Origin of the sequence: Bifidobacterium castoris, assembly GCF_003952025.1 — a bacterium.
Lineage (GTDB): Bacteria > Actinomycetota > Actinomycetes > Actinomycetales > Bifidobacteriaceae > Bifidobacterium > Bifidobacterium castoris.
In genome coordinates, this window is sequence record NZ_QXGI01000006.1 from 17,106 (window position 1) to 37,030 (window position 19,925).

Sequence of the window (19,925 nt, forward strand, 5' to 3'; positions counted from 1 at the left end):
CGCGCGAGGTCATTCTCGGACCAGACGCGCACCCGCTCCACGATCCATCGCGAGGTAGCGCGGTCGTGGGCACGGTCGCACGCCCCACACATCACACTTTTCAAAGAGAGGCGGTAGAGGGTTCATGAGTACGGTAACCCTTTCACAACGAGAACTGCGGCGCCGCCGGAAACTGGGCGCGGACTATGTGGCACCATCGCCATACACGCTGAAGAACGCCTTGGAGAAGGGCGACGTCTTCACCAAGCTGTCCATCCTGATTTTCGGCCTCGGCAACGTGGTGCGCAAGCAATACGTCAAGGGTCTCATCTATTTCGCCGGTGAGGTCCTGTTCATCCTCTACATGATCACGACTGGCGGCACGAGCATCAAGAACCTGATCACGCTCGGCGGCAACAAGCCGACCAGCGGCTGGGTCAACGGCCAGTACGTGAACATCCCGGGCGACAACACGGTCCTGCGTCTGCTCTACGGCGTGGCCACCGTCGTCTTCTGCGTCGTCTTCGTGCTGTGGTGGATCCTCGAGATTCGCTCCGCGTACAAGGCGCAGTGCCTGGCCGGCAAGAACGGCCGCGCCCCGTCCCTGATGGACGACATCCACACGCTCTTCGACGCCAAGGCGAACCAGCTGCTGCTGTTCCTGCCGATCGCGGGCATCCTGATCTTCACGGTCCTGCCGCTGATCTTCATGATCTCGATGGCGTTCACGAGCTACGACCACAACCATCTGACGCTGTTCAACTGGGTCGGCCTCGAGAACTTCAAGACGGTGTTCTCGAACTCCGGCAGCAGCGCGGTCTCCGGCGGCATGTTCCTGTCCGTCCTCGGTTGGACGCTGGTCTGGGCGTTCTTCGCGACGTTCCTGAACTTCTTCCTCGGTCTGTTCCTCGCGATGATCATCAACCGCAAGACGACCTACGGCAAGAACGTGTGGCGTGCGATCTTCTCGATGTCGATCGCCGTCCCGCAGTTCGTCTCGCTGCTCGTTATGCATCAGATGCTGCAGCCGACCGGCGCGGTCAACCGCCTGCTGCAGAGCTGGGGCTGGATCGACGGCCCGCTGCCGTTCTTCACCGACGCCACATGGGCGCGCGTGACGGTCATCATCGTCAACCTGTGGATCGGTATTCCGTACACGATCATGCAGGTGACCGGCATCCTTCAGAACATCCCTGCCGACCTCTACGAGGCCGCGAAGATCGACGGCGCGAACTGGTGGCAGATCTTCACGAGGATCACGATGCCGTACATCATCTTCGTGCTCACGCCGTACCTGATCACGACCTTCACCGGCAACGTCAACAACTTCAACGTCATCTACCTGCTCACGCGCGGCGACCCGGCCGTCAATGGCGCATCCGCCGGCAAGACCGACCTGCTCATCACCTGGCTGTACAAGCTCACGGTGGATCGCAACGATTACAACCTCGGCGCGGTCATCGGCATCATGACGTTCATCGTCCTTGCCGCGGTCTCGCTGATCACCTACCGCAACAGCGGTTCCTATAAGAACGAGGAGGGCTTCCGGTGAGTAAGCATACTGAAGTCAAAGCACAGAGCCAAGGATTCCTGCACGATCAGAAGAAGCGCCGCATCGCGGCCGATGTGGGCACCTACATCCTTCTGGGCGCGCTTTCGATCATCTGGCTGCTGCCGATCGTCTGGATCTTCCTCGAGAGCTTCAACAAGAACACCGCTCCGTACCAGAGCACGTTCTTCCCGACCGAGTATTCGTTCGACAGCTACATCGGCCTGTTCACCGACCGCAGGGTCCTGGACTTCCCGCGCATGTTCATGAACACGTTCATCATCTCGATCTTCACGTGCCTCATCTCGGTGTGGTTCGTGCTCTCGGTCGCATACTGCATGAGCCGCATGCGCTTCCGTGGCCGCCGCTCGTTCATGAACCTCGTGCTGATCCTCGGCATGTTCCCGTCCATCATGTCCGTCGTCGCGATCTACTTCATCCTCAAGGCGATGGGCCTGACGAGCGACGGCATGACGATCCTCGCGCTGATCCTCGTCTATTCTGCGGGTACCGGCGCCGGCTTCTACGTCATGAAGGGCTTCATGGATACGATCCCGACCTCGCTTGACGAGGCCGCGATGCTCGACGGCTGCACGCGTTGGCAGGTCTTCGTCAAGATCATCATCCCGATGTCGAAGCCGATGATCGTCTATCAGGCCATCGTGGGCTTCCTGATCCCGTGGCTCGACTTCGTCATGGCGAAGGTCATCGCCCGCACGCAGGAGAACTACACGGCCTCGCTGGGCCTGTGGCTCATGCTCGAGAAGGAGTACATCAACACCTGGTTCGGCCGCTTCGCCGCGGCTGCGGTGATCATCTCCGTCCCGATCGCGATCCTGTTCATCGTGATGCAGCGCTTCTACCAGGAATCCATGTCGGGTGCAGTGAAAGGCTGATCATGATCCAGGCATTCGAGCCCCTTTCCGAAGGGTTGGAGCCGGGTGTCGCAGAACCGTTCCCGCTTTGTTCGGAACGCTCACTGGGTGCCGAGGTTTGCGAATCCGGCACCCAGTTTGCTCTCTGGGCACCATCGGCGCGTACTGTGACGCTGCGTCTGTTCACCTGCGGTTCCTCGGAGCAGTCCGATGACATGCTCATCGAGACCGTGACGATGACGAAGCAGTCCGATGGCGCTTGGACAGCGAAGCTTTCGCGGAACCTCGACGGCGTCTACTACGACTATCTCCTCGAATTCGACGGCGGCGTCACCCATCGCTCCGCCGATCCCTGGGCGCGAGCGGCCGGCGTCAACGGCCGCCGCAGCATGGTCGTCGACCTCGCGCGCACCGACCCCGAGGGGTGGGACGAGGACGAACGCCCGCGCACGCCGGCTTCGGAGACGATGGTCTGGGAGGCGCATGTCGGCAGCTTCAGCAACAACCCGCACAGCGGCGTCCCCAAGGAGCACCGGGGCAAGTACCTCGCGTTCACCGACGTGGACACGACGCTCGACGGCGACGGCGAACATCCGACCTGCATGAACTATCTGCGCGACCTCGGCGTGACCGCCGTGCAGCTGCTGCCGTTCTACGACTATGGTTCCGTCGACGAGCGCGACCCGTCCCAGTTCAACTGGGGATACGATCCGCTTAACTACAACGTGCCGGAAGGCTCGTTCTCGACCGATCCCTATGACGGCGCGAACCGCATCACCGAATGCAAGCGGATGATCCAGTCGTTGCATGCCAACGGCATCAAGGTCATCATGGACGTCGTCTACAACCACATGTACTCGGCCGACAACTGGTTCGAGCGCACGGTGCCGGGATACTACCTGCGCCGCAACGACGACGGCACGCTGGCGAACGGCTCCGGATGCGGCGATGACATGCAGACCGAGCGCGCGATGTTCCGCAGGTTCATCATCGAATCGGTCACGTACTGGGCCCGCGAATACCACCTCGACGGGTTCCGCTTCGACCTGATGGGCCTCATCGACGTGCAGACGATGAACGCGGTGCGCGCATCGCTCGATCGGCTGCCCGGAGGCGAATCGATCCTGATGTACGGCGAACCATGGGCGGCCGGCCCGACGAACACGCTGCCGGGCACCGAACTCGCCGACAAGGAGGGGCTGCGCTACCTCAGCACGCGCATCGGCCACTTCTGCGACCGCACGCGTGACGCGATCAAGGGCCACGTCTTCTACATGGAACGCAAAGGCTACGTGAACGGCGACGCGCGGGCGAACAAGCCGCTCATCGAGCTGGGCGCCGACGCGTGGCGCGCGCCGGAGACGAACGAAGGCCAGGCCGGGCAGATCATCCAGTACGTAAGCGCCCACGACGACCTCACGCTGTGGGACAAACTGTCGATGAGCATGTTCGAAGGCGGCGAGCGGCTCGAGGAGATCTTCGACGCCGAGCCGTGCCCGCAGACGACGGCGGTGCTCGAGGCGAACAAGCTCGCCGCAGGCATCATCTACACGGCCGCCGGCATCCCGTTCATGCTCGCCGGCGAGGAGTTCGGCAAGACGAAGCACGGCAACGACAATTCCTTCGACTCCGGCAAGGAGGTCAACGAGGTGGATTGGCGCCGCGCGTGGCGCATGGGCGAGCTGCACGACTATTACCGCCGGCTCATCGCGCTGCGCCGCGCGAACCCGGACTGGTTCGACGCCGAGCACATCGCCGTCGACGCGCCAGGCAACGCCGTCGCCTACCGGATGCACGACACGGCCGTGACGATCAATCCGGACGCCGACGACCACACGCTCGCCGCCGACAAGCTCACGCGCGCCTACGCCGACGACGCCCACGACGAGCTGCCCATGGCCGCCGGCGCGGACGCCGACACGGCAGGTCCGCGTTGGGTCTGCGTGCTCGACTCGACGACGCAGGACGGCACGCCGGACCCGCGACGCGCCGAGTCGGTCGACGGACGCATCCCGATGCCGGCGCGCTCGCTGCGCGTCTGGAGGCTCGAGCCGGACGGCGACACGCGCTGAACGGCGCTGGAAAGGAACTCGAGATGACAACGGCACTCAAGTATCAGGCGGTGTTCTTCGATTTGTACGGCACCCTCGTCGACATCCACACGGATGAGCAGAGCGAGGGGCCGTGGACGGCGCTGCGGTGCGCACTGTACCGGGAAGGCGCTGAATTCGCGACGAACGAGCAGCTGCGTTCCCAGTTCGCCCGCGAACGCGCGAAGGCGAACGCGATGCGCGACCAGCGCGAATGGTTCGAGCCGGATCTGCTGCCCGCATACCGCGGTCTGTTCGAGGCATGCTGGATCGACGGCACGCCCGAACAGGCGCGCGCCGCCGCATGGACCTTCCGCCGCGCGAGCACGACGAAGCTGCGGCTGTTCCCCGGCGCGGTCGAGCTGCTCGAACGGCTGCACGACGAAGGCCGCGCCGTCATCCTCGTCAGCAACGCGCAGGCATGCTACACGAAGCCGGAGCTCACGCTGCTCGGGCTCGACGAGATGTTCGACGACATCATCATCTCGAGCGACGAAGGCGTGCGCAAACCATCGTTCGAGATCTTCCGGCGCGCGCTCATTGACGCCGACGTCGAGCCGAATCGTGCGCTCATGGTTGGCAACGACGAGAACAGTGATATTTTTGGCGCTGTCGCCTGTGGCATCGACGCCGCCTACCTGCACACCGACGACAACACCGGCGGCCCCACGGCGCCGCGGGCGGCCATCTCGCTCGAGGGGGCCGACTACGACGGGCTGCTCGCCTTCATCCACGACGCCGACGCGACGTGGGACGTGTCGCATGCGCCGGAGGCGGCCGACGGCGACGGCGCGGATGGCTGCACGGAGACGAAGGACTGAATGGTCGCGCGGGCGACGGAACGGACGAAACACTATGGTGGACGAATACACACGCTATCTGGAGGAAAAGGGACGGCGCAAGCACCGTGGACTGTCGAGGTTCAAGCTCAAGGTCATCGGAGACGTGCTGCTGTTCCTTTCGGCGGCGAGCGTCACGCTGATGCCGATGCTGCTCGGCGCGCCGACGGCGCAGAACATGGGCTCGCTCACCGTGTCGGTGCTTTGCGAGGCCGTCTCCTGGGTCGCGATTCCGATCTATGCGTGGCTGCTGTACACCGGTTTCGACCATACGCACAGCTGGCTGCGCTACGGACTGCAGCTGCTTGCACTCGCGCTCGTCAGCGAGGTGCCCTACGACATGGTCACCTTCGGCAGTTTCTTCGACATGCGCTCGCAGAACCCGGTGTTCGGCCTCGTCATCGCGCTGATCGTGCTCGTGTTGCTCGAAGTGCTGCAGGACTACGGCAAAGGACTGCGCATCGCGTTCAGCATCGTCGTCATCATCGTCGGCCTGCTGTGGGATTGGCTGTTCCGCATCGGACAGTCGCAGGCGATGCTCAACATCGGCATGGTCACGCTCGGCATGGCGCTCATCTTCTTCTATCTGCATGCACGTGAGAACACGATGATGTTCACGGCGGCGCTGCTTGGCGCCGTGTGCTTCATCACACCGGGCATCGGCGTCGCCTTCCTCCACTACCGCAACGACGAGATCGGCTATCGCCACACATGGACGAAGTGGGCGTTCTACGCGGTCTATCCGCTCATGATGCTCGTGTGCGGACTGGTCGTCGTGCGCTGACGTGCATGCGGACGGCCGCCGACAATCAACAGAGAACAAGAACAACAAGGGAAGCACAGTTCAAGTAAAGGGGCACATCGTGCAGAAGCAAGGAATCCGCGAAGTCGCGCAGCTTGCGGGAGTGTCTATCTCCACCGTCTCACGTGCGTTCACCCGGCCGGAGCTCGTGTCCGAACGGACACGGGAGAAGGTCATGAGCGCTGCGGCAAAACTCGATTTCAACATCTCCCGTTCGGCGACGGCGCTCAAATCGGGGCAGACCTTCCGCGTCGCGCTGCTGATGAATCAGGAGATCACCAGCTGGTTCAACGTCGAGGTCTTCGCCGGCGTCAACTCGGTGCTGCACAAGGAGGGATACGACATCTCGCTGTTCCAGCACATCGACGACGCGCGCACGCGCACGCAGTTCTTCCGCGATATGCCGGTGTTGCGCAACGTCGACGCCGTGTTCGTCGCGTCCTTCGCAATCGAGCCGGAGGAGGTCGAGCAGCTGAGGCGCACGCGCGTGCCGATCATCGGCATCAACACGCCGAACATCGAGGCCTTCGACGCGACGGTCCGCATCGACGACGAACAGGGCATGTACCGCGCGACGCAGCACATGATCAACCTCGGGCATAAGCGCATCGTCTACACATGCTCGGCGGCGGAGGAATCGCTCGAATCGTCGATCGACGCGCGCGGCCGCGGATTCATCCGCGCCTGCGAGGCGGCGCAGCAGACGCGCGACATCGACTGGAAGGTGCTGTCGGTGCCGCGGGGGCATGATTTCGCCGACGCGGCGCTCGCGGCCGTGCTGTCCGAGGAGACGTTCCCGGATGCGATCTGCTGCCAGATGGACATGATGGCGATTCCGCTCGTGCTCAAGCTGCAGCGCCATGGCTACCGCACGCCGCGCGACTATTCGATCATCGGGTTCGACGACTCGTCCTACGCCGACACGATCGATCTGACGACGATGCGTCAGGATCCCTTCGCGATGGGCGCGGTGGCGGCGCGCAAGTGCCTGCAGCTGCTCTCCGGCGAGGAACTGCAGGAACCGCATTCGACGATCGAGCCGAAGCTGATCCTGCGCGGCACCGACGCCCGGCTCGATCCGGACGCGCCGCTCGAGCGCTGACGGCGCGGGGCGGATGCGGGAGGATATGCGAACGGGCCGGGCCGGCATGCCTGCGGAATGTGGAATGCGCTGAACAAGGACGAAGCCGGATCGCGGAGAGCTTCATATCGCCCGCTGGTGAGGACCAAGGGGCACAGGGAAGACGGGGCGGTCATGCCGACGGGGCATGGCCGCCCCGTCGTATGTGCGGTGGGGTCTGTGCGTCCCGGTTCATCGGCGAGCTCGATGGCTCGTTCCGCGAACTGGTCTGTTTGCGTCCCGGTTTGTCGAAGGCGTTGACGGTTGGTCCCGCAATCGGGCCTTGCCGCGGGCAGCTTCGTCGTCGGAACCGATGGGGTCGGGACGCGGGTAGGGACGTTCGCGTCCCGGTTCGTCGATGGGGTCGACGGCTCGTTCCGCTGTGTCCCGTTTCGTTGGTGAGCGGTGTCTGACCTTGCGGCCCCGTGCGCAAATCACCCACCGCAACCTGAATGTTTACTGGGATATCGCTTCCCGCAGTCTGGAAATCGCTGCGCGGCGGCGGTTTTGCAAGGCTTGGAAAACTTTTTCGGAAAAATCTTCCGCAGTGGGAATAACGGTTGACGGGAAATAGTTGAGTGATGTAGGCTCAAGTTTTGGATGGTTCAAGAAGGCCGGCTGCGGATGCGGCCGCCGCCGGACGGAACTCGAGCAAGAACGTAACAAGTAGCGAACCTAACAAAGGAGGACAAGTATGGGACGCGCAGTCGGTATTGATCTGGGTACCACCAATTCCTGCATCGCGACGCTGGAAGGTGGCGAGCCCACGGTAATCGTGAACGCCGAAGGCTCGCGTACGACCCCGTCGGTCGTCGCCTTCAGCAAGTCCGGTGAGATCCTCGTCGGCGAAGTCGCCAAGCGCCAGGCGGTCACCAACGTCGACCGTACGATCAGCTCGGTCAAGCGCCACATGGGCACCGATTGGACGGTGGACATCGATGGCAAGAAGTGGACGCCGCAGGAGATCTCGGCGCAGATCCTGATGAAGCTCAAGCGCGACGCCGAGGCGTATCTGGGCGAGCCGGTGACCGACGCGGTCATCACCTGCCCTGCGTACTTCAACGACGCGCAGCGCCAGGCGACGAAGGACGCCGGCACGATCGCCGGACTCAACGTCCTGCGCATCATCAACGAGCCGACCGCGGCCGCGCTCGCGTACGGCCTGGAAAAGGGCAAGGAGGACGAGCGCATCCTCGTCTTCGACCTCGGCGGCGGCACCTTCGACGTCTCGCTGCTGGAGATCGGCAAGGATGAGGACGGCTTCTCGACGATTCAGGTGCAGGCGACCTCGGGCGACAACCACCTCGGCGGCGACGACTGGGATCAGCGCATCATCGATTGGCTCGTCAAGGGCGTCAAGGACAAGTACGGCGTCGACCTGGGCAAGGACAAGATCGCGCTGCAGCGCCTCAAGGAAGCCGCAGAGCAGGCGAAGAAGGAACTGTCCTCGTCGATGTCCACGACGATCAACATGCAGTACCTCGCGATGACCCCCGACGGCACCCCGGTGCACCTCGACGAGACGCTCACCCGCGCCCGCTTCGAGGAGATGACGAAGGACCTGCTCGACCGTTGCCGCACGCCGTTCAACAACGTGCTCGCCGACGCGGGCATCTCGGTGTCGCAGATCGACCACGTCGTGCTCGTCGGCGGTTCGACCCGTATGCCGGCCGTCAAGGAGCTCGTCAAGGAGCTGGACGGCGGCAAGGAGCCGAACCAGTCCGTCAACCCGGATGAGGTCGTCGCCATCGGCGCCGCCGTGCAGTCCGGCGTCATCAAGGGCGACCGCAAGGACGTCCTGCTCATCGACGTGACCCCGCTGTCGCTCGGCATCGAGACGAAGGGCGGCATCATGACGAAGCTCATCGAGCGCAACACCGCCATCCCGGCGAAGCGTTCCGAGATCTTCTCGACCGCCGAGGACAACCAGCCGTCCGTGCTCATCCAGGTCTACCAGGGCGAGCGTGAGTTCGCCCGCGACAACAAGCCGCTGGGCACCTTCGAACTGACCGGCATCGCTCCGGCCCCGCGCGGCGTCCCGCAGATCGAGGTCACCTTCGACATCGACGCGAACGGCATCGTCCACGTCTCCGCGAAGGACAAGGGCACCGGCAAGGAGCAGTCGATGACGATCACCGGCGGCTCCGCGCTGCCGAAGGACGAGATCGACCGCATGGTGCGCGACGCCGAGGCCCACGAAGCCGACGACAAGAAGCGCAAGGAGGAGGCCGAGACCCGCAATCAGGCCGAAGCCTTCGCCTACCAGACCGAGAAGCTCGTCAACGACAACAAGGACAAGCTCTCCGACGATGTGGCCAAGGAGGTCACCGACGCGGTCAACGAACTCAAGGACGCGCTCAAGGGCGACGACATCGAGAAGATCAAGTCGGATCAGGAGAAGCTGATGACGGCCGCGCAGAAGATCGGTCAGGCGCTCTACGCGCAGCAGGGCGCCGAAGACGCTCCGGCCGGCGAGCAGCCCGCGTCGAACTCCGGTGACGACGACGTCGTGGACGCCGAAGTCGTGGACGACGAAGACGACAAGGACAACAAGTAATGTCCGACTTCAACAAGGACGATTACCTCGACGACCTGCCCGACGCCGACGCGTTGGCGAACGGGCAGGCCGACCCCGGCTCCAGGCTCATGGACGACATCGAGCGTGACGCTGCCGCCGAGCAGCAGCCCGAGACGGACGTGAACGCCGGAGCCCAGGAGGACGCGCAGTCCGCGTCCTCCCCGGCCGAGGAGGCGGCTGAAGCGGCTCAGCAGGAGCCGCCGCAGGCGGACTCCGAGGACGGCAAGCTCACTGCGCTTGGCCAGGCCAAGAAGGAGGCGGCTGAATACCTCGAAGCGCTGCAGCGTGAGCGCGCGGAGTTCATCAACTACCGCAACCGCACGCGCAAGGACATGGATCGGGCGCGCCAGCAGGGCATCGTCGATGTGCTGACGGCGGAGCTGCCCGCGCTTGACGACATCGATCGCATCCGCGAACACGGCGAGATGGATGAATCGTTCAAGGCGGTCGCGGCGAAGATCGACAAGACCTTCGAGAAGTTCGGCGTGGAGAAGTTCGGCGTCAAAGGCGAGGACTTCGATCCGACGAAGCATGAGGCCGTGCTGCACAAGCCGGATCCGGACGCCGAGAAGGCGACCGTGGACACGGTTGTGGAGGCCGGCTACCGCATCGGCGACCGCGTGATTCGCGCGGCCCGCGTGGTCGTGGCGTCGCCGCAGGACTGACGCGGACGACGCATGAGGAGGCCGTGGACCACAATCGGCGGTCCACGGCCTCCTGTGCGATGTGCCCTCAACGAAACGTATGACCATCAATAAGTGCCGCCCGTCGCCGCGAGGCGTGGGAAGCCCCTCGGCGGCGGACGGATTCAGCAACACCTCGAAAGGAGGCACAACATGGCTGAGAACGAATGGCTGAACAAAGACTTCTACAAGACCCTCGGTGTCTCCAAAGACGCCACGGAAAGCGAAATCACGAAGGCGTACCGCAAGCTGGCGCGCAAATACCATCCGGACATCAACAAGACCAAGGAAGGCGAGGAGAAGTTCAAGGACATCTCCGAGGCCTACGATGTGCTCAAGGACAAGGAATCGCGTGAACGCTACGACGCGATCCGCCAGTTCGGCGCGGGAGGCGCGCGCTTCGCCGGCGGCGCGGGCGGCGCCGGCGGATTCGACGCCTCCAATCTCAACGATATCTTCTCGATGTTCGGCGGTGGCGCGGGCGGCAACGGCTCGCACATCCGCTTCTCGACGAACGGCGGCGGCGCGGGGTTCGACGACATCTTCTCGATGTTCGGCGGCGGCAACGCCGGCGGCTACGGCGGCCATGGCTACGAGGACTACGGCGACGGCGCATACGCCGGCTACCGGCCCACCCCGGCCCCGGAGGACGGCGCCGACCTCAACTCGAAGATCACGCTGACCTTCCGCCAGGCCGTCAAAGGCGCGACCGTCTCGCTGAGCGCGGGCGGCAAGAAGTTCAAGACGCGCATCCCGGCCGGTGTGAAGAACGGGCAGAAGATCAAGCTCGCCGGCAAGGGCAAGCCGGGCGTGCACGGCGGTAGGAACGGCGACATGTACCTGACCATCACCGTGACGCCGGACCCGAAGTTCGCGATGGACGGCGTGGATCTCGTCATGGATCTGCCGGTCACCGTCGGCCAGGCCGTCGACGGCGGCAAGATCGACGTCAAGGACTTCTACGGCGATACGGTGACGTTCAAGGTCCACGCCGGCACGTCGAGCGGCGCCGAAGTGCGCGTCAAGGGCAAGGGCGTGAAGACCAAGCGCGAGACCGGCGATCTCGTCGGCCGCGTGCAGATCCACGTTCCCGAGCATCCGGGCATCGGCGAGAAGCATGCCGCGAAGGAGTTCGACAAGGCCTGCGGCGACTTCGCCGACAAGCTCGCCGAACAGCGGGAGTCCTGATCGTCATGGCGCGAGCGTCTCAGCAGAAACGCCGGTTGTATGAGATGTGCGCGATGGCGATCGTCGCGCAGCGGGCGAATCTTGAGGGTGCGGCGCGTGTCGGATTCGACGTCGACCTGCCGATCTTCAGCGTCGGACGCGCCGCCGAACTCGCGGGCATCCATCCGCAGACGCTGCGTCAGTACGACCGCGCCGGCCTCATCGTGCCGCAACGCACCGAAGGGGGCGCCCGCCGCTACTCGCTGCGCGATATCGACCGTCTCGTGCAGGCGCAGTCGATGAGCCAGCGCGACGGCATCAACCTCACCGGCATCGCGCGGATCCTCGAACTCGAGGAGGAGAACCGGCAGCTGCGCCGGCAGCTCGCGCGGTTGAACGACGGTTCGGTGAGTGTCTTCACCGCCGACATGGAGGGTGACATCACCGAGGTGCGCCGCTCCTCGCGCGCGAGGCACTGGCGGCGGCAACTGCATCCGCGGACGCGGCAGCTGTCGGCCGGCGCGAGCCATCGGCCGGCGCAGGCCGAGTCGAAGTCAGTCGTCCTGTGGCGCACGATCTACCGGTGAGTCTTAGATAGGTCCGGCAAGCGTCCGGAGCCCGAATCTGGGTTCCGGACGCTTTTTGCGTGGTGGGACGTTATCCGTGTGCGTCCGGTGCTGCGTATGCGTGCGCTGTGCGGGACGCGGGGGTGCGATGGGGCGTCGCGGATCGCGCATCCGTGCGCTGTGCGGGTCGGGGAGATGTGGGGCGACGACTCGGACGGCGTATGGGTGCGCGGTGGGGGTCGCTGGGATGCGATGGGGCGTCCTGCGATGCGCATGTGTGCGCGGTGCGTGATGCGGCAGACGACGGGGAAGCGGCCGGGATGGGGTTGCGGACCGGGTGATACACTTGGCGGTTGTGTCGGCGAAACGTGTGCGCAAGACCCCTGAAGAGCGTATCGGGGAGATCGAGCGTGCCGCGATCAAGCTGATCGCCGAGCGGGGGTACAACGGCATCTCGCTCAAGGACGTCGCCGATGAGGTGGGGATGAGCCAGCCCGGATTGCTGCATTATGTCGGCACCAAGGAAGGGCTGTTGTCGCTGCTCATCACCGATGTCTACGACAGCAGCGGCACCCCCGCGGATTTCATGGGTTCGGGACTGCCCGGAAGCGATCCCGATGCGTTGTCGTTCCCCGCGTACCTGCGGTTCCTCGTGCGGCACAACGCCGCGCAGCGGCAGATGGTGCAGCTGTTCCTGATGTTGTACATCGAGTCGGTGAACCCCTCGCATCCGCTGCATGAGTACTACCGCAACCGCCCGGAGAACATCTGGGAGCATTATTCGCGCTATCCATGGCGCATCCCGCCCGAGGTCGGGCCGTGGGATCCCAACATGCGGCCGTATCTGCGCCGGGTCATCGAGGCGATGGACGGCGTGCAGATGCGGTGGCTGTGCGTGCCGCCGGTGGATCTGTACGACGAATGGCTGGCGTTCGAGCGCATGATCTTCCCGTCGCCGTTGTGGGACGGGTACCGCTGATTTCCCCAAAGCCCTTGGTGTCCCCCCGTCGTGCCGGGGTGGACTCGCGTGTGCGTCGCGGCGGCCGCCGCGACTTAATTATATATAACATCTGTTAGATATAGACAACCGCGCGATAAGACAACCGTGACGCGCCGATGTTGCGTAGTTTGACTTTGGCTATGTTGCGAACGATAATCTTTATATCTAACATATGTTAGATATAAAGATTGTGCCGATGCGATGATGCACAGGTGTCGATGAGGACGAAAGGAGCGATCATGAGCGGTAGTGGTCGTGCGCGAGCGGAAGCGGTTGTCGGGGACGGGTCGGACGTCGCCGTGCGGACGCTTGCGAAAAGCGAACTTGACGAAGCCCTTGCGGGGGAGGGGGAGGCCTTGGGCGCCGCGGAGGACGGCGCGATGCCTACCGATCTGGGACTGCGTCTGGCCATATACAACAGCAACCTCGAGGCGTCGCGTTCGAATCCCAAACTCTCCCCGGAGACGGGCAAGCCGATCTCGATGCTGACGAAGAGCCGGTATGCCGTGGGCTTCCTCGTCTTCGGCCTGCTGTGGATGAGCGGCCTGGGCATCGTCTCCGCGGTGCTGCTGCCCGAGCATCTCAAGTCGGTGCCCGGCATGGCGCCGGAGGCGCTCGTCGGCGTCATCAATTCCTGCACGGCGGTGGCCTCCCTGGTGTCCAATCTCATGTTCGGCAACTTCTCCGACCGTTCCCGCTCCAAGCGTGGACGGCGCACGCCCTTCATCCTCGGCGGGGCCGTGCTGGGCGGCGTCACGTTGTTCCTCACCGGCATGACGCTCAATCCGGTCGTCATCACCATCGTTTATTGCCTGTGCATGTTCGGCCTCAACTGCATGCTCGCGCCGATGGTGGCCATCATTTCCGACCGCATCCCGACGGGCGTGCGCGGCACGATGTCCGCGTTCTACGGTGCGGGATCCACATGCGGCGCGCCGATCGGCACGTTGATCGGCGCCGTCTTCATCGCCAACCAGACCCCCGGATTCATCGTGGCCGGTGCGCTCATGCTGCTTTCGGGCATCATCGCCGTCATCATCCTGCCGAAGGAAGGCCCCGCCGATTTCCTGCCCCGGCAGAAGGAAGGCCTTGGCGAGGTCGTCAAGAGCTTCCGGCCGCCGAAGTTCTCCACCGCGCATGATTTCTACAAGGCATTCGCGGGCCGTCTGTGCATGCTGCTGAGCTATCAGATGATCACCATCTACCAGCTGTACATCCTCGAAAACTACGTCGGCCTTGAGGTCAAGGAGGCCGGGGTGGTCATCTCCTCGATGTCGGTCATCACGATGGTCGTCTCGCTGGTGGGCTCCGTGGCGGCGGGTCCGCTGTCCGACATGATCGGGCGGCGCAAGGTGCCGATCATCATCGCCTCCGTGCTGTTCGCCATTGGCATCGCGATGCCCTGGCTCATGCCGTCGGCGACGGGCATGCTGCTCTACTCGGGGATCGCCGGGCTCGGCTACGGCGTGTATTCGTCGGTCGACCAGGCGCTGAACGTCGATGTGCTGCCGAACAAGGAGGAGGCGGGCAAGGATCTGGGCATCCTCAACCTCGCCACGACGCTCGGGCAGATGCTCGGTCCGGTGCTCATGTCCGCCATCACGCTTTCTCTGGGGTACGCCTTCGCCTTCCCGATCGCGATCGCCTTCGCCCTGCTCGGATGCGTGTTCATCATGCTTATCCGCGGCGTCCGCTGACGCCGCCGCCCCCCCCATGGAACATCCGGACGGCACATGGCGCCGTCCGGCGCGACAACAAAGGAGTCAGACGATGACTGAAACCACCCACCCCTATCTCGACGCGACGTTGACGATCCCGGAGCGCGTCCAGGACCTGCTTTCGCGTATGACGCTTGAGGAGAAAGTCGGACAGATGATGCAGTTGGATGCACGGTCCGGCGACCTCGAACATCTGATCGTGGACCGCCATGTCGGCTCGATCCTGCACACATCCCCCGATGATCTGGTGCGCGCCGACGGCATCGTGCGCGGGAAGACGCGTCTGGGCATCCCGCTGCTCGTCGGCGACGACTGCATCCACGGCTACTCGTTCTGGCCCGGCGCGACGATCTTTCCCTCCCAGCTCGGCATGGCATGCAGCTGGGACGCCGAAAAGGTCGAGCGGGCCGCCCGGGTGACTGCCGAGGAGGTCTCCTGCACCGGTGTGCATTGGACCTTCTCGCCGGTGCTGTGCATCGGACGCGACACACGCTGGGGCCGCATCGACGAGACCTTCGGCGAGGATCCGACGCTCATCGGCGAACTCGCGTCGGCGATGGTGCAGGGGTATCAGAAGCACGCCCGGACGGGCGAGGCCTTCGACAGGGACGCCATCCTCGCCTGCGCCAAGCATTTCGCAGGCTATTCGTACACGCAGGGCGGCCGTGACGCCTCAGAGGCCGATCTGACGCGCCGGGCGCTCGCCAGCTGGTTCCTGCCTCCCTTCGAACGTGTGGCGAAGGAGGGATGCGCCACCTTCATGCTCGGCTATGAGGCGATCGACGGCACGCCCGTCACCTTCAACGATTGGCTGCTGCAGACGAAACTGCGCGGCGATTGGGGTTATGGCGGCACGCTCGTGACCGATTGGGACAACGTCGGACGTGCGGTGTGGGAGCAGCGCATCAAGCCGGATTACCGCACCGCGGCCGCCGACGCCGTCAAGGCGGGCAACGATCTGATCATGACGACTCCGGGGTTCTACGAGGGCGCCATCGAGGCGGTCCATGACGGTCTGCTCGACGAACGCGCGTTGGATGCGGCCGTCGGGCGTCTGCTGACGCTGAAGTTCCAGCTCGGCTTGTTCGAGGACCCGCGCCTGCCCGATCCGGAACGCATCGAGGCCGTGGTCGGCAACGGCGATCATATGGACGCGAACCTCGAATTGGCCCGCGAATCAATCGTCCTGCTGCGCAACAACGCGGCGCTGCCGCTGGCCGCGGAGGATGGCGCTGTACGCTCGATAGCCGTCGTGGGGCCGCTTGCCGACGACGCGCAGAACCAGCTCGGCGACTGGGCCGGCAATTCCGGACAGGTGCCGTGGATGCCGCAGGGACAGCCGCGCGACATGATCATGACCGTGCTGGACGGCGTGCGCGAGCTTGCTCCTGAAGGCTGCGAGGTGACCTATGCGCGCGGCGCCGACGTCGTCGAACTCATCGACGATCCGGCGGGCGCGCTGTATCCGGATGGGCAGCCCCGACCGAAGCTCGCCGTGTCCGCGCGCGTCGACGGCGCCCTGCTCGACGCAGCCGTCGAACAGGCGCGGCGTGCGGATGCGGTCATCGCCGTCGTCGGCGACGTCGTGCAGCTCACCGGCGAGACCTGCTCGACGGCGACGCTTGAGCTGCTCGGCGGCCAGAACCTGCTGCTCGAACGTCTGAGCGAGGTTGCACGTGAAACACATAAGCCGCTCATCGTCGTGCTCATGAGCTCGAAGCCGCAGGTGCTGCCGGCGTGCGTGATCGGGGAGAACGGCGTGCTCGTCGACGAGTCCGCCGCCGACGGGCTTGGCGCCTTCATCTGGGCGCCGAACCCCGGCATGCAGGGAGGCCGCGCGCTCGCCGAGATCATCTTCGGCATGACCGAGCCAAGCGGACGTCTGCCGATCACGTTCCCGCGCCATGCGGGGCAGCTGCCGGTCTTCTACAACCAGATCCGCGGGCAGCACGGCGATCGGTACGCCGATCTGACGCAGGACCCGGCGTTCGCGTTCGGCGAGGGGCTGGCGTATACGACCTTCGAATACGGCGAGCCCGCGATCGTGAACGGCTCCGAATTCAGCAGGGGCGATACCGTGCGCGTGGCGATCGACCTGACGAACACGGGCCCCCGCCGTGGCGCCGAGATCGTGCAGTTGTACGTCAGCGACGTCGTCACGTCCTTCACCTGGGCGGCCAAGGAGCTCAAGCGGTTCCGGCGTGTGACGCTCGATGCGGGCGAGACGCGCCGTGTCGTGTTCGAGCTGCCGGTCGACGTGTGCACGATCGTGGACGGTGACGCCAGGCGCATCGTCGAACCCGGGGAGTTCAAGGTGCTCGTCGGCCATTCGAGCCGTGACGCGGACCTGCGTTCCACGACTTTCACCGTCGTGGAGTGAACGCGCCGCGATGGCCGCCCCGGTGGTGCCGGGGTGGCGGGTATGGTGGGAGGGACGACCGGCAACGGATGATGACGACGAAAAGAGGCGCGCATGGGCGTTCGGGAAAACGGAGCCGCCAAGCTCGAGGCGTTGCAGGGCGTGTTCTGGGACATGGACGGCACGCTCATCGACTCCGAGCCGCTGTGGCACGAAAGCGAGCTGCGGCTCGTGCGCGAATACGGCGGCCACTGGACGAAGCAGATGGCGATGGGCGGCTCGGGTCGGCCGGTGCCGCAGATCGCCCATGAGATGGCCGAGCTCGGCTGTCCGCTGCCGCCCGAGGAGATCGGGCGCCGCATGATCCAATACGTGACCGACGAGGAGAAGAAACGGCTGCCGTGGATCCCCGGCGTGCGCCGCCTGCTTGAACAGCTGCGCGACGCCGGCGTCCCGTCGATGCTCGTGACGACGTCGCCGCGCGACCTTGCCGAGAACCTCATCGCGCAGGCGCCGCCGAACACCTTCGCCGGCTATGTCTGCGGCGACGACGACGTGCCGAAGAAGCCCGATCCGGCGCCGTACGAGCTTGCCGCGAAACGGCTCGACATCCCGGATGTGCTGATGCCGTGCTGCGTGGCCTTCGAGGATTCGATGAGCGGCCGCACGTCGGCGGCCGCGTCCGGCATGACGACCGTCGTCGTGACCGGCTACCTCGCCGGAGGGTACGTGCCCGGCCCCGGCTACACGACGACCGAGAACTACGACGACATCACGCCGCAGTCGCTCGACCGCATGGTGCGGCGCATGTACGTCCGTCTCGCGCCGCTCGCCGGACGGCGCGGCTGAGCGGCCGCGGTTGCCGCGAAGAAATAGGTGCAGGTCTGCCGCGATGTGCCGAAATAGTCGATGTGGAATAGGATTCAAAGGCGATGTGTGCCATGGACGGCGCATGCATGAACCGGCGGTGTCTGAGAGCGGAGCCGAGTCCCCTCAGCGAACTGAAGACGCCGGTCTGCACGTGCGGCCGTTCGGACAGGCTCTCGGTGAACATGAGCGTCACAACAATGCAGATCAGGCCGAGTACGGCAAGCATTTAGAGCGCCAATGCGTCAGCTGGAGACATGGATGCCGCCGGACTCCTGAGTGGCGTGCGGGTGGATGAGCATCCAGATCGACGTGGAGATCGCGCACGGCGCGCTCTCGACGACGTAGGTCGTCATGCCGGCGCCGAAGCAGCGTAGAAGCCCATGTGTAGATGCGGGTCGTGGGCGCCGCGGAGCATGTCAGCGCAATGTGCGCGACGTCGTGAGCCGCACATGCGCGGCCGGGTAGATGTCGTTGGAGACGACGACGGTGTTGCCGAGCGCGTCGGTCGCGCGCGAGCACACGTAGAGCAGCGGCGTGCCGCTCGGCTGCCGCAATGCGCGCGCCGGACGACCGAATCCGGGGATCGTCTCGATCGTCTCCTCGACGGCGTGGATGACGGCGCCGTAGTTGAACTGCAGCAGCTGGTAGATCGACCGCGTCAGGTCGAAATCGAGGAAATCCGGATAGCCGCGCGGGTCGAGATATGTCTGTTCGTAGGAGATCGGCGTGCCGTCGGCCGCGCGGACGCGTTCGACGCGGATGAGCGGCTGCGATGCGGGGACGTGGAACATCTGGCATATGCGCTCGTCGCAATGCCGCACATGCGCGTCGAGCACGGTCGTGACGCACGTCATGCCCTGCGAGGCGAGCATATGCGGCAGTCCCGAGGTGCTCGCCGACGTCCGATCGATGATGCGGGCGGATTTCGCGTTGACGGTGACGCGTGAGGGCAGCGCGCGGCGGGCGATGTCCGCCGCGATGACGGTGCCGCCGCGTCCGCGGCGCGTGCTGATCTCGCCGCGTGCGCGCATGACGCCCAGCGCCGCGCGGATCGTCGAGCGTGACACCTGCAGCCGTTCGGCGAGCGCACGCTCCGACGGCAGATGGTCGCCGATTCCCAGCTCGTCGACGTTCGCGAGCAGATGGATGTCATGAATCGCGCGGCCGACGGTGGCGGTGGGCTCCGCCGTCGCCGTGCGCCCAGTTGTCATGCCGTCCTCGTTTCCGTGCGGATATGCGTCGCTGTCGCGATTCACGATAACCGACCGATGTGACGCGTAACGGCGGGACGCCGCTCAGAGCGCGTCATCGCCGCGCTCATCTGTGCGGATGCGCACCGCCTGCTCGATGGCACGCACGAAGATCTTGCCGTCGCCGAAGCTCGATGAGGAGAGGCGGTTGACGACCGCGTCGACGATGCCGTCGACTTCGCCGTCCGGCACGACGGTGCGCACGCTGATCTTCGGCAGCAGCGCGACCCCCTGTCGATCGTCGCGCGTGTACACCTGTTTGAGGCCGTGCTGGTGGCCGTATCCCATCGCCGACGTCATCGTGATGCCGCGGTTGCTGAACTGGTCGAGCACGTGTTTGAGCGTCTCGAGTTTTTCGCCGTTGATGATGAATTCGATTTCCTTCATGGTTCCTCCGTGGGCATGGGTGGTGTGCGGATGGTGTGGCATTGAGGACGGGCGCCGCGAGAGGGGTGCGGCGCCCGGGCTTGGGAGGGGCGG

16 protein-coding genes are annotated in these 19,925 nt (G+C 64.8%); 14 read left to right on the top strand and 2 right to left on the bottom strand.

All coding sequences use genetic code 11. The features are described from left to right. Window positions 1–154 precede the first annotated feature (154 nt). The 14 genes from D2E22_RS07345 to D2E22_RS07410 all read left to right on the top strand — a co-directional run bounded on the left by D2E22_RS07345 (window position 155) and on the right by D2E22_RS07410 (window position 18,174). On the top strand, window positions 155–1,531 hold the full coding sequence (locus D2E22_RS07345; protein WP_126032520.1) for a carbohydrate ABC transporter permease: 1,377 nt from the start codon (window positions 155–157) through the stop codon (window positions 1,529–1,531). After that, window positions 1,528–2,424: a sugar ABC transporter permease gene (locus D2E22_RS07350; protein WP_126032456.1), complete on the top strand. Its 897-nt coding sequence runs from the start codon at window positions 1,528–1,530 to the stop codon at window positions 2,422–2,424. Before D2E22_RS07345 ends, D2E22_RS07350 begins: the two co-directional genes overlap by 4 nt. Window positions 2,425–2,426: 2 nt before the next feature. After that, entirely contained in the window at window positions 2,427–4,475 is a 2,049-nt protein-coding gene (pulA, locus tag D2E22_RS07355; RefSeq protein WP_126032457.1) for a type I pullulanase, read from the top strand. A 23-nt stretch (window positions 4,476–4,498) separates the two neighbouring features. Continuing rightward, a complete protein-coding gene (locus D2E22_RS07360; protein WP_126032458.1) occupies window positions 4,499–5,314 on the top strand; it encodes an HAD family hydrolase in 816 nt (271 codons plus the stop codon). Window positions 5,315–5,348: 34 nt separating this feature from the next. Next, window positions 5,349–6,116, top strand: a complete 768-nt coding sequence (locus D2E22_RS07365; protein WP_126032459.1) for a TraX family protein — start codon at window positions 5,349–5,351, stop codon at window positions 6,114–6,116. A 79-nt stretch (window positions 6,117–6,195) separates the two neighbouring features. Next, a complete protein-coding gene (locus D2E22_RS07370; RefSeq protein ID WP_126032460.1) occupies window positions 6,196–7,236 on the top strand; it encodes a LacI family DNA-binding transcriptional regulator in 1,041 nt (346 codons plus the stop codon). A gap of 712 nt (window positions 7,237–7,948) precedes the next feature. Then, a complete protein-coding gene (gene dnaK, locus D2E22_RS07375) occupies window positions 7,949–9,811 on the top strand; it encodes a molecular chaperone DnaK (protein ID WP_126032461.1) in 1,863 nt (620 codons plus the stop codon). Continuing rightward, window positions 9,811–10,497, top strand: a complete 687-nt coding sequence (gene grpE / locus D2E22_RS07380) for a nucleotide exchange factor GrpE (RefSeq protein ID WP_126032462.1) — start codon at window positions 9,811–9,813, stop codon at window positions 10,495–10,497. The genes dnaK and grpE overlap by 1 nt, the downstream gene beginning before the upstream one ends. A gap of 171 nt (window positions 10,498–10,668) precedes the next feature. Continuing rightward, entirely contained in the window at window positions 10,669–11,703 is a 1,035-nt protein-coding gene (locus tag D2E22_RS07385; RefSeq protein ID WP_126032463.1) for a DnaJ C-terminal domain-containing protein, read from the top strand. Window positions 11,704–11,708: 5 nt separating this feature from the next. Further along, entirely contained in the window at window positions 11,709–12,269 is a 561-nt protein-coding gene (locus D2E22_RS07390; RefSeq protein WP_241218305.1) for a heat shock protein transcriptional repressor HspR, read from the top strand. A gap of 325 nt (window positions 12,270–12,594) precedes the next feature. Next, on the top strand, window positions 12,595–13,227 hold the full coding sequence (locus D2E22_RS07395; RefSeq protein ID WP_420897249.1) for a TetR/AcrR family transcriptional regulator: 633 nt from the start codon (window positions 12,595–12,597) through the stop codon (window positions 13,225–13,227). Between the two features lie 401 nt (window positions 13,228–13,628). Then, complete coding sequence (locus tag D2E22_RS07400; RefSeq protein ID WP_126032522.1) at window positions 13,629–14,945, top strand: MFS transporter; 1,317 nt, start codon at window positions 13,629–13,631, stop codon at window positions 14,943–14,945. 73 nt (window positions 14,946–15,018) lie between these two features. After that, window positions 15,019–17,346, top strand: coding sequence for a glycoside hydrolase family 3 N-terminal domain-containing protein (locus D2E22_RS07405; RefSeq protein WP_126032465.1), 2,328 nt, complete (start codon window positions 15,019–15,021; stop codon window positions 17,344–17,346). A 93-nt stretch (window positions 17,347–17,439) separates the two neighbouring features. Further along, on the top strand, window positions 17,440–18,174 hold the full coding sequence (locus D2E22_RS07410) for an HAD family hydrolase (RefSeq protein ID WP_126032466.1): 735 nt from the start codon (window positions 17,440–17,442) through the stop codon (window positions 18,172–18,174). Window positions 18,175–18,611: 437 nt separating this feature from the next. On the opposite strand, the gene D2E22_RS07415 is transcribed toward D2E22_RS07410, so the two are convergent. Then, window positions 18,612–19,406 carry a GntR family transcriptional regulator gene (locus D2E22_RS07415; RefSeq protein WP_126032467.1) on the bottom strand — a complete coding sequence of 265 codons (795 nt, stop codon included), beginning with the start codon at window positions 19,404–19,406 and terminating at the stop codon, window positions 18,612–18,614. A gap of 84 nt (window positions 19,407–19,490) precedes the next feature. Continuing rightward, window positions 19,491–19,832 carry a P-II family nitrogen regulator gene (locus D2E22_RS07420; protein ID WP_126032468.1) on the bottom strand — a complete coding sequence of 114 codons (342 nt, stop codon included), beginning with the start codon at window positions 19,830–19,832 and terminating at the stop codon, window positions 19,491–19,493. Window positions 19,833–19,925 lie beyond the last annotated feature (93 nt).

Bases quoted from the DNA above. Each gene is read 5' to 3' on its own strand.
- pulA (WP_126032457.1), top strand. From the start codon at position 2,427: ATGATCCAGGCATTCGAGCCCCTTTCCGAAGGGTTGGAGCCGGGTGTC.
- D2E22_RS07360 (WP_126032458.1), top strand. From the start codon at position 4,499: ATGACAACGGCACTCAAGTATCAGGCGGTGTTCTTCGATTTGTACGGC.
- D2E22_RS07365 (WP_126032459.1), top strand. From the start codon at position 5,349: ATGGTGGACGAATACACACGCTATCTGGAGGAAAAGGGACGGCGCAAG.
- dnaK (WP_126032461.1), top strand. From the start codon at position 7,949: ATGGGACGCGCAGTCGGTATTGATCTGGGTACCACCAATTCCTGCATC.
- grpE (WP_126032462.1), top strand. From the start codon at position 9,811: ATGTCCGACTTCAACAAGGACGATTACCTCGACGACCTGCCCGACGCC.
- D2E22_RS07385 (WP_126032463.1), top strand. From the start codon at position 10,669: ATGGCTGAGAACGAATGGCTGAACAAAGACTTCTACAAGACCCTCGGT.
- D2E22_RS07390 (WP_241218305.1), top strand. From the start codon at position 11,709: ATGGCGCGAGCGTCTCAGCAGAAACGCCGGTTGTATGAGATGTGCGCG.
- D2E22_RS07400 (WP_126032522.1), top strand. From the start codon at position 13,629: ATGCCTACCGATCTGGGACTGCGTCTGGCCATATACAACAGCAACCTC.
- D2E22_RS07405 (WP_126032465.1), top strand. From the start codon at position 15,019: ATGACTGAAACCACCCACCCCTATCTCGACGCGACGTTGACGATCCCG.
- D2E22_RS07410 (WP_126032466.1), top strand. From the start codon at position 17,440: ATGGGCGTTCGGGAAAACGGAGCCGCCAAGCTCGAGGCGTTGCAGGGC.
- D2E22_RS07415 (WP_126032467.1), bottom strand. From the start codon at position 19,406: ATGACAACTGGGCGCACGGCGACGGCGGAGCCCACCGCCACCGTCGGC.
- D2E22_RS07420 (WP_126032468.1), bottom strand. From the start codon at position 19,832: ATGAAGGAAATCGAATTCATCATCAACGGCGAAAAACTCGAGACGCTC.